At 56.7% G+C, this 12,730-nt stretch carries 13 protein-coding genes and 1 pseudogene; 8 read left to right on the plus strand and 6 right to left on the minus strand.

All coding sequences use genetic code 11. The features are described from left to right. Positions 1-443: methyl-accepting chemotaxis protein (locus B2W52_RS05420; protein ID WP_286801789.1), on the plus strand; the 443-nt coding region annotated here is incomplete at its 5' end. A gap of 116 nt (positions 444-559) precedes the next feature. Then, positions 560-1,438, plus strand: a complete 879-nt coding sequence (locus B2W52_RS05425; RefSeq protein ID WP_273069384.1) for a peptidoglycan-binding protein — start codon at positions 560-562, stop codon at positions 1,436-1,438. A gap of 3 nt (positions 1,439-1,441) precedes the next feature. Here B2W52_RS05425 and B2W52_RS05430 read toward each other — a convergent pair whose 3' ends face one another. The 3 genes from B2W52_RS05430 to B2W52_RS05440 form a co-directional block, all read right to left on the minus strand. Then, positions 1,442-1,693 carry a hypothetical protein gene (locus B2W52_RS05430; protein ID WP_008171147.1) on the minus strand — a complete coding sequence of 84 codons (252 nt, stop codon included), beginning with the start codon at positions 1,691-1,693 and terminating at the stop codon, positions 1,442-1,444. A 234-nt stretch (positions 1,694-1,927) separates the two neighbouring features. Next, positions 1,928-2,080 (minus strand): hypothetical protein, encoded by a 153-nt coding sequence (locus B2W52_RS05435; protein WP_008171150.1) that lies wholly within the window; start codon positions 2,078-2,080, stop codon positions 1,928-1,930. A gap of 171 nt (positions 2,081-2,251) precedes the next feature. After that, the gene (locus B2W52_RS05440; protein WP_008171152.1) at positions 2,252-2,503 is read right to left on the minus strand and encodes an HP1242/YdcH family protein; all 252 of its coding nucleotides are present in this window, start codon (positions 2,501-2,503) and stop codon (positions 2,252-2,254) included. 167 nt (positions 2,504-2,670) lie between these two features. Between B2W52_RS05440 and B2W52_RS05445 the strand changes: the two genes are divergently transcribed. Beyond that, on the plus strand, positions 2,671-3,639 hold the full coding sequence (locus B2W52_RS05445) for a beta-ketoacyl-ACP synthase III (RefSeq protein ID WP_053115302.1): 969 nt from the start codon (positions 2,671-2,673) through the stop codon (positions 3,637-3,639). A gap of 148 nt (positions 3,640-3,787) precedes the next feature. Then, positions 3,788-4,060, plus strand: a complete 273-nt coding sequence (locus tag B2W52_RS05450) for a YebG family protein (RefSeq protein ID WP_008171158.1) — start codon at positions 3,788-3,790, stop codon at positions 4,058-4,060. Positions 4,061-4,090: 30 nt separating this feature from the next. Here B2W52_RS05450 and B2W52_RS05455 read toward each other — a convergent pair whose 3' ends face one another. Further along, positions 4,091-6,547, minus strand: coding sequence for a YbcC family protein (locus B2W52_RS05455; protein ID WP_092032701.1), 2,457 nt, complete (start codon positions 6,545-6,547; stop codon positions 4,091-4,093). Next, complete coding sequence (locus B2W52_RS05460; protein ID WP_092032698.1) at positions 6,544-8,163, minus strand: NADH-quinone oxidoreductase subunit L; 1,620 nt, start codon at positions 8,161-8,163, stop codon at positions 6,544-6,546. Before B2W52_RS05460 ends, B2W52_RS05455 begins: the two co-directional genes overlap by 4 nt. Positions 8,164-8,263: 100 nt before the next feature. Here B2W52_RS05460 and B2W52_RS05465 point away from each other — a divergent pair, with 100 nt between their 5' ends. The 4 genes from B2W52_RS05465 (at position 8,264) to B2W52_RS05480 (ending at position 12,512) form a co-directional block, all read left to right on the plus strand. Beyond that, positions 8,264-9,175 (plus strand): LysR family transcriptional regulator, encoded by a 912-nt coding sequence (locus tag B2W52_RS05465; RefSeq protein ID WP_014577006.1) that lies wholly within the window; start codon positions 8,264-8,266, stop codon positions 9,173-9,175. Between the two features lie 84 nt (positions 9,176-9,259). Continuing rightward, positions 9,260-10,756: a flavin-containing monooxygenase gene (locus B2W52_RS05470; RefSeq protein ID WP_008171165.1), complete on the plus strand. Its 1,497-nt coding sequence runs from the start codon at positions 9,260-9,262 to the stop codon at positions 10,754-10,756. 79 nt (positions 10,757-10,835) lie between these two features. Then, a complete protein-coding gene (locus tag B2W52_RS05475) occupies positions 10,836-11,513 on the plus strand; it encodes a FadR/GntR family transcriptional regulator (RefSeq protein WP_008171167.1) in 678 nt (225 codons plus the stop codon). Positions 11,514-11,516: 3 nt separating this feature from the next. After that, complete coding sequence (locus B2W52_RS05480; RefSeq protein WP_053115301.1) at positions 11,517-12,512, plus strand: bile acid:sodium symporter family protein; 996 nt, start codon at positions 11,517-11,519, stop codon at positions 12,510-12,512. Positions 12,513-12,526: 14 nt separating this feature from the next. Here the strand turns inward: B2W52_RS05480 and B2W52_RS05485 are convergent. Next, positions 12,527-12,730, minus strand: a pseudogene (locus B2W52_RS05485) (J domain-containing protein); the annotation flags it as partial.

Raw genomic sequence — 12,730 nt, forward strand, 5'->3', positions numbered from 1 at the left:
GAGCCGGTGACGCCGGGCGGGGATTTGCCGTGGTTGCCGATGAAGTTCGAGGACTGGCCAAGCGCGTTCAGGAATCGACCGTCGATATCGAGCGGATTGTGTCCCAGCTCCAGAGTGGCGCGGCCGGCGCAGTAGTGGACATGAGCAAGGCCAAGCAGATGGCCGAAGAGGCCAGCGAGGAGGCAAGCAAGTCGGGCGAAGCCTTGACGGATATTCTCGCGGCGGTCAACAGCATCGTTGAAATGACCACCCAGATTGCGAGTGCAACCGAGCAGCAGAGAGCGACCGCCGCGGAGATGACCCAGAACGTGGAAATAAGCAGTGGCGCAATTGAGGAACTGGCCGGAGACATTTCCCAGGTGAATCACTCAAGCCGCTCTCTGGCGAACATGGCCGATGAATTGAATACGCTCGTGCGACGCTTCAGGGCCAGTGAATCCTGAACACACAATGGTTGCAGATGTTAACCAATTCACGAGAGCGCAGATGATTACCTGATACCTTTGGGTTTTAAGTTACACAATGTAACCGGAAACGGACTGCCCGGAGGTATCCCGCCATGACGCGCTCTCAATCACCCAGGAGGCAAGGCGTTCGCGGCCCTGTCATTGCCATGCTGACAGCGGCTGCCTGCCTCGGCACTGCTCAAGCCGCCGAACCCGAAAAAGTCATTTTCGCCGCCGAAAATGCTCTTTACGGTGCCGGTCATGACATCGGACGCGCGGATGGCTGGATTGATGAGCAACTCCGAGCTGCCATACGCGCCTATCAAGCTCAAAATGGGCTGCAAACCAACGGCAACCTGGATACGGCAACACTGAAAGCGCTCGGCGTGACCAAAACATCCAGCGCACCCATCACTGCAAATTCAGTCGGCAGTCGAAAGGCGTCATTGGCACAGCTCGGTTTGTCCCTCCCCGAGCCCGCGCCCAATACCCCGACCATTGCCAGGGCTGAACCAAAGCCTTCGCCAGAACCTACCCCGGCCCCCATTCAAAAATCTTCCGAACAGGGCGAGCCAACAACTTCGCTCGATGCCGAACCTGATGAAAACCAGATAGATACTGAGGGAACTTCGAAAAAACCTGAAGTGAAGGCACAAGAAAAAGTGGCGGAAGCAGCCCCGACAACACCCGAACCGGTAGCTTCAGAGCCCCCTGCTCCCATTTCAGCTCCAGCTCCCGTGCCGGAACCTGCGGTCGCCGAGGAAACTTCACCAGAAGCCACCAAAGAACCAGCCCCGGTGCTGGCCCAGCTCCCTTCAGAGCCCACCAGTGCGGGCCCTACCGAACCGAAAGCAACGGAAATGAAGAAAGCCCAGCCAGTCGAAGGAGAAAACACTGCATCGAAAAATTCCGCGGTTGCCGATAATTCTCAGAGCACCGGCGGCGGGTTTTTCAGCGTCTTGTTCGATTTCTTTTTTGGCTGGCTGGTCTGAGCGTCAACTCTGCAACCGGTCTTTAAAGACTTTCCAGTCAATCACGTTGCCGTCGGAATCGAAGTGGACGTATCCGCGGAAACTCGGGTCATCTTCCCAGGCCTTCACAAAGCCTACGGTTTCACCGGAGTCTGAGACGATCTCAAAGGCTTCGCTGCGGGCATTGGCAATGTCTTTATCAGGCTCTGTATCTGAACGCTTGAGGCTTACGGAGGAGTCTAGGGGCAAGTTGCTTTGAAGGAATTCCTGGATCATCGTCGAGCTCTCCTTTCAGGGTGAACCGGTCTGGTTCTGGAGGTAGCGTAACTATAGGACGATCCGGTAGAAAAGAATACAGATTCAGATCAATTTTCTTAGATTTTTTCGAGATAAAAGGGCTTTAAGAACAATAGGATATTTCATTATTGTGACAGTCTGTAACCTTCTGGACTGATTATTTTTCAACCAGTTCAGAAGGTTACCGAGAGCAGAGTCGATCAGTCACGAGGATCAGAATTTCCAGAACGGAGTGCTCAGTTTCTGTTCAACCAGTTCAGGGGAAAATCCCACATCGTTCAGCAACCGACGATCCATAGTCATCACCAGATGGATAAAGTTGCGCTTCATCCGCCAGCCTTTGTAAAGCGAAGCAGCTCTTTTCATTTCATTACTCCTTGGTCAACCCCAGAATATTGGTCTCCGAAAACCGGGACCTTGTTTAATTAGGGTCCTATTCTAAGCTTGACGAGGAGCTTTCTGAATACTTGGAAACCCCTATAAACAGGGGCTCCAAGCATTATTGGGTGTCAGAATTGTGTACTTTTGATGGCAGTCTTATGACGCCTTGGCGTTTGAAAGTAACACTTGGTAAAGGTCATCTTTCAGCTGTGCGCGTTTCTGCTTCATGCGGTGGAGTTTGTCATCACCGATGGGAGAATCCCTCTTTTCCAGCCCTTCAATTTCGTGGTCGAGATGCGTGTACTCCTGAAGCTTTTCGTTGAACTTGAGATCATTGTTCTTGAGTTCCTGAATCAGTTCTCGGTACTGCGGGAATTCTACGTGAAGCTCATGGCTGGAAATGCCCATCGTATTCCTCTCCTCTTCTTTGCAGAGTGTTGATCAAAGCTGATCACCTTCAGCATAGACGAGCGTGCCAGTTTCTGGGCGTCTTTGACAAATCGCTAATTACGCACGACGTTGCATGGGTATAGCATGGTAGTACGTTATCCAGTTACGCCTCGGGACACTTGCGAATGACCTTTGCACGAATTACCGGCACCGGTTCCTACCTGCCTGAAAACATTGTTACCAACAAAGACCTCGAAAAAATGGTCGACACCACCGACCAGTGGATTCGCGAGCGCACGGGAATCGAAAGACGTCACATTGCCGTTGAAGGCCAGACCACAGTGGATCTTGCGGAGCAGGCTGCCAGGAATGCCATTGATGCCGCGGGCACCAATGCACAGGACATCGATCTGATCGTGTTTGCCACCTCCACCCCGGACAAGATTTTTCCGAGTTCCGCATGCATCCTGCAGGCGCGTCTTGGCATCCATGGCTGCCCCGCGTTCGACATACAGGCGGTATGCAGCGGATTTGTATACGCCCTCGCAACAGCAGAAAAATTCATCAAAACCGGAAGCAGCAAGAAGGCCCTGGTTATCGGCGCCGAGGTGTTCTCCCGCATCATTAACTGGGAAGACCGTGGTACGTGTGTCTTGTTCGGCGATGGCGCCGGCGCGGTGATCCTGGAGGCCGACGAAGAAACCGGCATCCTTTCCACCCATATCCATGCCGATGGCCAGTATGCCGATTTGCTGCACGTTCCCTGCGGTATTGCCGATGGCTACGACCAGGTCAAGGCCGGGCGAGCGTTTGTGGAAATGAAAGGCAACGAAGTGTTCAAGGTGGCGGTCAACACCTTGGGCAAGATCGTTGACGAAACCCTGGCAGCCAACCAGATGCAGAAATCCGAGATCGACTGGCTGGTTCCGCACCAGGCCAACCTCCGAATCATCTCGGCCACGGCAAAGAAACTGAACATGTCCATGGATCAGGTTGTCGTGACGGTGAATGAGCACGGCAACACGTCCGCAGCATCGATCCCCCTCGCCCTTGATGTGGCTGTGCGAGATGGGCGGATCAAACGCAACGAGGTGCTTCTCCTTGAGGCTTTTGGCGGCGGATTTACCTGGGGCTCTGCACTGCTCCGTTACTGATCGGCCAGCTTTCTGATCGCCACTCGTTTTGAACCAAAGACGGGCTTCAGCTTTTGTTGAAGCCCGTTTTTTCATTGTGTTTACCGCACCCTGTCAGATAGACTGTATTTTTATACAGTACCAATAACGCTCACTGCGAGGAATAACCATGGCAGTACAAGCAGTCTACTTTTCTGATAGGGACGGCCTGGATATGGCACTGAAAAATCCTGAGACGATGCTGTTCACTTCAAAAGCCGAAGCCGACGCCCGGGACAAAGTGCTCGAACTGGCGGAGGAAATTCAGGTATTCCTTGGCCGCAAGGTTGAAGGCCTGGGCGACGATCTGGCCGAACGCTGTGCCATGGCCATAGCGGAGGACAAAGACCTGTTCCAGAAAGCTCTCAAAAAGCCAGAGCTGCTGAACGCAGAACAGGAATAGCAGGACAGGGGCGGCGCGGCCGCCCTCCTCTCATGCCACGGCTACCCAGTTGCCATTGTCGTAACGAGCTACGCCCTGGCCAGACATCCGGTGCAGACTGACCCACTGGTTTTCCACCAGAGCCGCCACATCTGGCTGGCGGCGCAACACAGATTCGATCCGATCTTCCGGCGCATCAATCAGAACAGTAAGACGAACCGGTTCATGACGCCAATGCGTGCCATCGTGGACGGACTGCAGCGGCAGTCCAATTCTCAACCGTGCGTTATTACCTTCGACAACGCCGACATTCCCGCCAACCACGGAGTGCAGGAGCTTGTTACCCGAGCCATACACTTCGGGAACCGTTACCGAAGCGAAGTACTGAAGATTGATCCAGTTGGCGACGATCATCGGTGCCGCCAGCAAAGCCTCCAGAAGACCGCCATCTTCGTCCAGAGTCGGATCGTAATCGTGCAGGAATACGCGGCCGGACAGGTTGCAGCCCCGGGTCCTGCTGCGCTTCGCGAAGATGATTGCCGCGTTATTGGCCAGCCCCCACTCCGGACGAACCTCTGACCAGTCCCGGGTCCGGGTTTCCATGGCCTGCTTGAGGTTATCGTCGTCCAACCCGTTCAATTTCAGCGGCGTTGCCCGCTCTTTTCGAGCCCGGATGCCGGCTGTTTCGAATCCGGCTTCCAGATCTGCCAGGTGCTGCATGTGCGAATCCGGGATAAGATGGCGATCAGCAATCGTTACCTTGTCCGTCGCGGTGCAGTGCTCGGCAGCGACCGCCCAGGTGAAGTCCGGAATTCTGATACCTTCGTCGGCAAGCCCCGCCCTGACCTGTGGATCATTGACCAGGCTTGCTGCAAGCCGGGCGTTCACGCCGCCGCTCTGGCCGCCACATGCACCACAGTCGAGACCAGCCTGGTTCGGGTTGTTATCGGTATGACAGCCATGGCCAACAAGTACCAGCAAAGGCGCGAAACCACTGGTCAGAGACATCCCGCGGAGCATATTGGCCGCCAGCGCAACCCTCTCGGCATCAGAGAGCGGGTCGCCTCCGTGGCTATGGACCAGACGCCCCTCTACACTTTGGTCAGGGCGGGTTTTGTGGCCCTTTTTCAGAGTGTCTTTCACCAGTTTCCAGGCCCAGGCCAAACCGGTGGTCTCAACCAGCGTGAACGTCGACAAGCTGGTGTATTTCGCCTTTCTGACTGATTCACGGGCGATCTCTCTCTGATCGAGAGAGCGATTCACTGCCAGATCCTCTCGCAGGCTGCCCTTGGTATCAATCAACCGGAAAGACGCGGGCAACAGGCCCGGCAGTCGGCGGGCCGGGGCAAGCGGTCCGTGTTGCTGATGATCGATTGGCATTCCGAAAAAACCGGCGAATCCGAGCGTCTGCACGTCGGGGCACACTGCTTCAAGGTGGCGTCGCATCACTTCGGAGCGAACATCGATACAGAAAACCGCCTGGACTGCAGGAATGCCACGCCCGGAGTCTGGCAACGCCTGCTTGAGCGGCGCAGATTCAAGTGCCTGCCACAAGGTGCGCTGGTAACCAATCTCGAAGGCACGCTGCCACACCCACAGCCTGCTGCGGTCATCGTAGGCGCCCCTGCGACTCGCGCGGGCTCTCTGCCTCTGCCACTCTGCTTTCTGTGCCGTCGAGGCGAAGGCTACCCCTGCGGACTCCCAGACCAGCATGATCGCCAGAATGTCCTCACACCGATCGGATGAACGCCCCTCAAGGCCTGCCCGCCAGTCTTCTCCGCGACACCAGGAGGCCCAGCCGTTCACTCTCAACAACAGGCTATGGCACAGCGCTTCCAACTCATCTCCACGAGCGCCGATCCGATTCAGCGCCTCCTGTACTGCCTGATCCCTGCCGTCCGGAACCGTCTTGAAGAACGCACGGCCCCCTTTCAACCCGGTCGTAAAATCAAGCGCCAGATCCTGCCTGACTGATTCAAGCCAAAAACCGAACAACCCCCCATTGGCCTGGTTGCCCGAAACGGACCATCGGCTCTGGCGCTGATCGAAAAAGGCGCCGCAAACGCGAGAAACCTGGTCGCAAACGATGTCAGTCAGAACACCGGCCTCCTCGTGGGCATTCGCAACCGCAACGGTATCCAGAATGGAACCGCGCATTGGCGCAGTTATCGCCCCCTTTCGACCCAGCCAATCAAGGTACCAGGCGGTATTCCGCTCATCGCCGCGCTCCGCAATACTTGCCCTCAGATCGTCTTCCCGAATCCGGCCACCTTCCCAGGCTTCTCGATAAAACTCGGTTGGCATAAGCATACTGAAACCCGCGCGCTCGTTGAGCACCTGATCAACCCGCGGGGCCGGAAAATGTCTCAGCCCCCAGAACGGATTCACCGCTATCCACTGATCGAGAGGCCAAACAGGGGCGATCAGGTCGCAGGCCTGTTTAACCGGTTTACGCCAGTCATCGCTCAGCCACTGCAGTTCCGGTAACGGGGCGCTTACATCGCTCATGATCTCTCCTCCAGTCTGAACGGATGATGCGGAACCCTGCGGAACATGGCCGGCACCTTCAAAGCCTCCGCCGCCAGGAAGCGGGTCAACCGATCAAAGGGCAATTCCAGGTAAAGCCCCTGAAGAAAATGAACGCCCAGAGCGCGGGTGGCCGGGAAGCGAGCACCGAATACAATCATCAAAGAGCACACGGCGAGCAGCGTTACCAGAGTGGCGCCCGTTCCCAGAGCAATGCCGGGGACAGCAAACCCTTCCTGCTCGGGAACGGCCGGGCCGATGAGAAAGTGCAACAATGAGTACAGCGGAACCAGGAGCACTGCCAGTCCCGCAAGCTTCAGCTTCACCGCTTTGGTTGCTCCGGCCGGGATGCCCATGGCGGCCGCCGATACCGCCAGCACCAGCAATGCTCCGAAAACCGGATTGTTTTCCACGATCCACGGGAACTGAACCAGGATCGCCGCCGCCAACAGGCCGGTAAGCCCGGCCCAGGAGAGCCGGTTAGCAGAGGGAGATTCGGGAAAACGCGTTGCTGCCGATACCGCCACCGTGCGACCAGAAGCCAGGAACGAATGCGCCTTGTACAGCGAATGGGCCAGTAGATGCAGCAGTGCCAGTGTGTAGGCCCCCATGCCGATTTCGAACAGCATAAAGCCCATCTGCGCACAGGTTGACCAGGCAAGAGCATGTTTGACCGAGTACTGGGTCATCATGGTGAGAACCGCAACGACCGCCGTCATGCCGCCGATCACGAGCAGAATCATGTGGCCGGCCGTAAAGCCATCGAACACCGGGAATAAACGGAGCCAGAGGAAACCGCCAAGATTGATAACCCCGGCATGGAGCAGCGCAGACACGGGCGTGGGAGCCTCCATAACGCGGATGAGCCAGCCATGAAAGGGAATCTGGGCGCACTTGAGAACCGCCGCCAGAGCCAGAACCACCGAGGCAACTGTCAGCGCTGTTGAGCCACCGGCTCGGGCGCCCTCATTCTGGATGATGTCTGGCAGGTAAAAGGTGCCGTAATGCAGGTAGAGCGCCACCACACCAAAGACCACCAGCGCATCCCCCACCCGGCTGACGATGAACTTCTGAACCGCCGCCATTCGCGCCTGGGGCCGGTCCTGATAGAGGGTGAGCAAATGATGCAGGGCCAGACTGACACCAATCCAGGCGCCTGCCAGAATCAGCAGATGGTTGGTAAACACCAATACCAGAACAGAGGCAACCGTCACCAGAAACCATGGAAGAAAACGGTCACGGCCAGGGTCCTGGCTGAGGTAGTTGTCTGCAAACCGAAGAATAACCCAGCCAATAAACGCCACCATCGTGGCCATCCAGACCGCTATCCCGTCTGGATACAGGCCGAAGCGCCCACCCAGGGTGGCTAAACGATTGCTGTCGCCTCCTGTATAGGGCTGAATCAGGAGGAGGATTCCCATCACGACCGAAACAGCCATGGAAGCCAACAATGCCCACCCGGCAAGTCGCCAACAGTGGTTCACTTTCAGTGGATTCTTCAGCCAGCCAGTCAAACCGGCAAGCAGGAAGAGACCGACCGGCAGCAGCAGCCAGAGTGCGAGGATCGAGAGCAATGAAAATTCGGCGATTGGATTCATACTTGCAAACCTCCTGATTGCAAGTACTTTGCCGATCCTCGTCACATATAAAAAATGGTTTATACTTATCAGATCATTCGTTTTTAGAGAACGAAATCACATGAAGCTGAATTACCATCACCTTTACTACTTCTGGAAGGTCGCGCGAACCGGTCACCTGACGCGGGCAGCTGACTCGCTGCATATTTCCCAGTCGGCGCTGTCGGGTCAGATACGCAAGCTGGAAGACAGCCTGGGACACGACCTCTTCATTCGCGAGGGGCGGCGCCTCAAGCTGTCTGAAGCCGGGAGAATGGCATTCTCCTACGCCGAGGAGATCTTCCGCCAGGGTGAGGAACTGACGGCATTGTTCGCCTCCGGCGCTCAACCAAACCGCGAGATACTCCGGATCGGGGCGGTGGCCACCCTCTCCCGTAACTTCCAGGAAGGCTTTCTTCAGCCGCTGCTGAACCGCGAAGACCTTGAGTTGAGCCTGCAAAGTAGCCACATGGATGAGCTGCTAAGACGGCTCTCGGCGCATCGACTGGACTTGATCCTCGCAAACCAGGCGGTACAGGGAGATGAACAGAATCCCTGGCGGTCACGGCTGATTGCCAAGCAGCCGGTCAGCATCATCGGGCCGCGGGGAATAGACGTTCAGGGCGATTTTGTCGACGTACTGCGTGGCCGAAGCCTGATTGTGCCGGGCCCGGACAACAACATACGCCAGGCCTTCGACCAGTTGTGCGAGTATCACAGGCTGCGTCCCAACATCGCCGCCGAGGTGGATGATATGGCGATGATGCGACTTCTCACCCGGGATACCGGTCATTTCGCCATCATGCCTCCGGTGGTCGTGCGCGACGAAATGAAGAGCGGAACCCTTGCAGACTACGGCGCCCTGCCAGGCGTCTTCGAGGAGTTCTACGCCATCAGTATCCGGCGCCAGTTCGAGACGCCGGCACTCAGGGAACTGCTATCCCAGACTCAGGACAATTACCTGACCCGGACGCCGATTGGTCATTCTGACTAGCCCGAGTGGCGAAAAATGTCATCCATAAGGCTGACTTACATCCGTATACTGAAGCGGAAAGACCACAATAATAACGCCGGACATATGATCATGAGCCAAGCCAGCCTGCGAGAACACCCGTCCATTCTGATTATCGGTAGCGGTTTTGGTGGTCTGGGCATGGCCATCAAACTGAAACTGGCCGGATTCAATAACCTGACCCTGCTGGAAAAAGCCGACCGGGTTGGAGGTACCTGGCGTGATAATACCTACCCCGGTGCCGCCTGCGATGTGCAATCCCACTTTTATTCATACTCCTTCGAACCCAAGCACAACTGGTCGCGGAAATTCGGATTGCAGCCCGAAATACTCGGGTATATGGAGCACTGCGTTCAGAAATATCGCCTGGGCAGTCACATCCGGTTTAACTCCGAGGTGCAGGAAGCCGCGTTTGACGACGAAACAAATCAATGGTCGGTGACTCTCGCAAACGGTGAGCAGCTGACCGCCAACGTACTCATCACCGCCACCGGACAGCTCAATCAACCTGCCTGGCCAAACCTGAAGGGCCTGGACCTTTTCCAGGGCAAGATGTTCCATTCAGCCCGCTGGGATCATGATTACGACCTCTCCGATAAACGAGTGGCGGTCATTGGAACTGGCGCGAGTGCCATTCAGTTTGTTCCGGAGATTGCATCGAAGGTAAAGCAGTTGGACCTGTTTCAGCGCTCGGCGGCCTGGGTCCTGCCCAAGCCGGATCGGCCTTTCAAGCGCTGGGAGCAGACGCTGTTCCAGAAAGTGCCGGCCTGGGATCGCCTTTATCGATACCTCATTTATTGGAAAAACGAGAGTCGCGCCCTCGCTTTCACCAAATTCAGTGGCCTTCTCGAGTATTACGCGAACATGGCAAAGCGGGAGGCCAGAAAACAGGTCACAGATCCCGCCAAGCTGAAAAAGATCATTCCAGACTACAAGATCGGCTGCAAACGGATTCTGATTTCCAACGACTGGTATCCGGCCATCAACCGGCCGAACGTGAATCTTATTACCGACCCTATTGACCACATTGACGAGTCCGGCGTCATTACGCACGAAGGACACCACCATGAAGTGGACGCAATTATCTGCGGCACTGGTTTTCGGGCCTCGGAGTTCCTGTCACCCATCCGGATAACAGGCCGGGGCGGAAAGACCCTGAACGAGGCCTGGCAGAACGGCGCTGTGGCGTTCAAAGGCATCACCGTCAGTGGCTTTCCCAACATGTTCATGCTCTATGGGCCCAACACCAACCTGGCCCACAACTCGATTCTGTACATGCTTGAGTCCCAGTTTCGCTACGTTCTGGAATGTCTGGAGGCGCTCGAAAAGTACCCTCACTCCGCCATGGACGTCCGGCAAGACCGGCAGGACCGTTTCACCCATGTGGTTCAACAGGGCCTGGAAGACACGGTCTGGAGCTCCGGCTGCACCTCCTGGTACCTCGATGAGCATGGGCGCAATACCATCAACTGGCCGGGATTCACCTTCACCTACCGGTTCGCGACCCGCCGGGTAGACACCGCTGATTACCAATTTCTTTACCCCGGCCAGACCGCGGGGTAATCGGGTGAAAGCCTTTGCCCTTGAACCTCGGCCATATTCATAGGATGATTGGGTTATAGGTTAGAAGGATGACATACACATGCTGGAACGTATTCGCAAAGGCTCGCTGGTCGAGACTGCTATCGAAAGTCTCAGAAACGCCATCGAAAAAGGTGACTGGTCGGTTGGCGATCGCCTGCCCGTCGAATCAGAACTTTCCGAATCCCTCGGAGTAAGCCGCAACACGGTTCGTGAGGCGGTTCGGGTGCTGGTACACGTGGGGATGCTGGAAACCCGCCAGGGGGATGGCACATACGTACGAGCGACACGGGACGCCGGGGAGACACTGCGGAGAATTGCCCGCACCCAGCTGGCGGAGCAGCTGGAGGTCAGGATCATGCTGGAAACGGAGGCCGCCAAGCTGGCAGGGCACCGGCGGACAGAACAGGATCTCCGGCACATGACCACAGCCCTCGATGCTCGCGCCAAAGCGGGAGATGACCTGCAGGCTCGCATCCGGCACGACGAAGCCTTCCATCATGCCCTGGTTGCCGCTTCTCATAACTCAGCGCTGATCGAGCTCTACGACTACTTTTCCCACGCTGTCAGCCAGACCATCGAGCAGACCGAAACCGACGCAGACCTGCCGGAACCCTCCCAGGAAGACCATGAACTCCTGCTCGCGGCGGTCCGGCGTCAGGATGAGGGCAAGGCAGAATCCCTGGCAAGGGCGCTTTTGAAACCCAGCCTCCAGGCCTTGAAGCGTCGGGAGTCCTGATTCATGAAATTCCGGATCGACACCTTTACCCTGCTGCTCCTGGGCGCCATCGTATTAGCCACCTTTCTGCCTGCAACTGGCCAGGCAGGCGAGGCACTGGCCACCGCCGGAACGGTCGCCGTCGCCCTGCTCTTCTTTTTCCATGGCGCAGCGCTGTCCCGGGACCAGATTATTGCCGGTGCCACCCACTGGCGGCTGCACATTCTGATCACTTCGCTCACCTTCGTATTTTTTCCACTTGCGGTGCTGCCGATTAACGGCCTCAGCAATATCGCACCATCCTGGATGCCGAAAGATCTTGGTTTGGGGTTTCTTTACCTGGGCGTCCTGCCGTCGGCGGTGTCCTCTTCCATCGCCTATACCGCGATGGCGCGGGGCAATGTTCCGGCGGCAATCTGCAGCGCAGCCGCCTCCAATGTCTTTGGCATGATGCTGACGCCATTCCTGCTGTTGCTGTTGGTAAGCACGTCCGGCGGTGGGGATTTCTCCGTAGCGGAAGCCCTGAAAGACATCGTTCTGCAACTGCTGCTGCCTTTTGCGGTTGGGCATGCGCTCCGACCATGGCTCGGCGGATTTCTTGGCAGAAACGAAACACTGATGGCCCGATACGATCAGTGCGTGATCTGGCTGATCGTCTACTCCGCTTTTTCACATTCGGTAGAGAGCGGACTCTGGGAGAATCTGCCCCTGCAGGCCATCCTTTTCGCCATTGCGCTGTGCCTGGGCTTGCTGCTGCTATTCATGGTGTTTGCCAGGTTCCTGGTACGGCGATTCGGGTTCAGCCTGGAGGATGAAGCCGCGGTGGTGTTCTGCGGCTCCAAAAAGAGCCTGGCGTCTGGTCTGCCCATGGCCAAGGTCCTGTTCTCAGGGCACCCGGGCTTCGGCATGATCGTGTTACCGATCATGTGCTACAACCAGATACAGGTTATCGTCGGAGCCTTCCTGGCCCAGAAGTACCGGGATAAAATTGAAAGGGCGAATGCAGAGAAAACGGGTTGATCTGGGCGGCGAAATCAACCGCCACCCATTCCGCCAAAGAGTGTGGCAAGAATCGCCAGCCCTACAATCCAGCCAATCACCGCCGGCCAGAAATTGACCATTTGCGGTGGCTGTTCGCCCTGCTCTTCAGCCATATCGGGTTCCGGGTAATTCCGATCGTCGGCCGCCTCAGGCGCCTGCTCCACAGTGAACCAGTCGAACCACTCACCGAGAAACTG

Origin of the sequence: Marinobacter sp. UBA2498 (assembly GCF_002341575.1) — a bacterium.
GTDB lineage: Bacteria > Pseudomonadota > Gammaproteobacteria > Pseudomonadales > Oleiphilaceae > Marinobacter > Marinobacter manganoxydans.

Excerpts from the sequence above, each read along its gene's own strand:
- B2W52_RS05470 (WP_008171165.1), top strand. The coding sequence starts at position 9,260 with ATGATCATGAGCCAAGCCAGCCTGCGAGAACACCCGTCCATTCTGATT.
- B2W52_RS05440 (WP_008171152.1), bottom strand. The coding sequence starts at position 2,503 with ATGGGCATTTCCAGCCATGAGCTTCACGTAGAATTCCCGCAGTACCGA.
- B2W52_RS05430 (WP_008171147.1), bottom strand. The coding sequence starts at position 1,693 with ATGATCCAGGAATTCCTTCAAAGCAACTTGCCCCTAGACTCCTCCGTA.
- B2W52_RS05460 (WP_092032698.1), bottom strand. The coding sequence starts at position 8,163 with ATGAATCCAATCGCCGAATTTTCATTGCTCTCGATCCTCGCACTCTGG.
- B2W52_RS05475 (WP_008171167.1), top strand. The coding sequence starts at position 10,836 with ATGCTGGAACGTATTCGCAAAGGCTCGCTGGTCGAGACTGCTATCGAA.
- B2W52_RS05455 (WP_092032701.1), bottom strand. The coding sequence starts at position 6,547 with ATGAGCGATGTAAGCGCCCCGTTACCGGAACTGCAGTGGCTGAGCGAT.
- B2W52_RS05465 (WP_014577006.1), top strand. The coding sequence starts at position 8,264 with ATGAAGCTGAATTACCATCACCTTTACTACTTCTGGAAGGTCGCGCGA.
- B2W52_RS05435 (WP_008171150.1), bottom strand. The coding sequence starts at position 2,080 with ATGAAAAGAGCTGCTTCGCTTTACAAAGGCTGGCGGATGAAGCGCAAC.
- B2W52_RS05425 (WP_273069384.1), top strand. The coding sequence starts at position 560 with ATGACGCGCTCTCAATCACCCAGGAGGCAAGGCGTTCGCGGCCCTGTC.
- B2W52_RS05450 (WP_008171158.1), top strand. The coding sequence starts at position 3,788 with ATGGCAGTACAAGCAGTCTACTTTTCTGATAGGGACGGCCTGGATATG.
- B2W52_RS05480 (WP_053115301.1), top strand. The coding sequence starts at position 11,517 with ATGAAATTCCGGATCGACACCTTTACCCTGCTGCTCCTGGGCGCCATC.
- B2W52_RS05445 (WP_053115302.1), top strand. The coding sequence starts at position 2,671 with ATGACCTTTGCACGAATTACCGGCACCGGTTCCTACCTGCCTGAAAAC.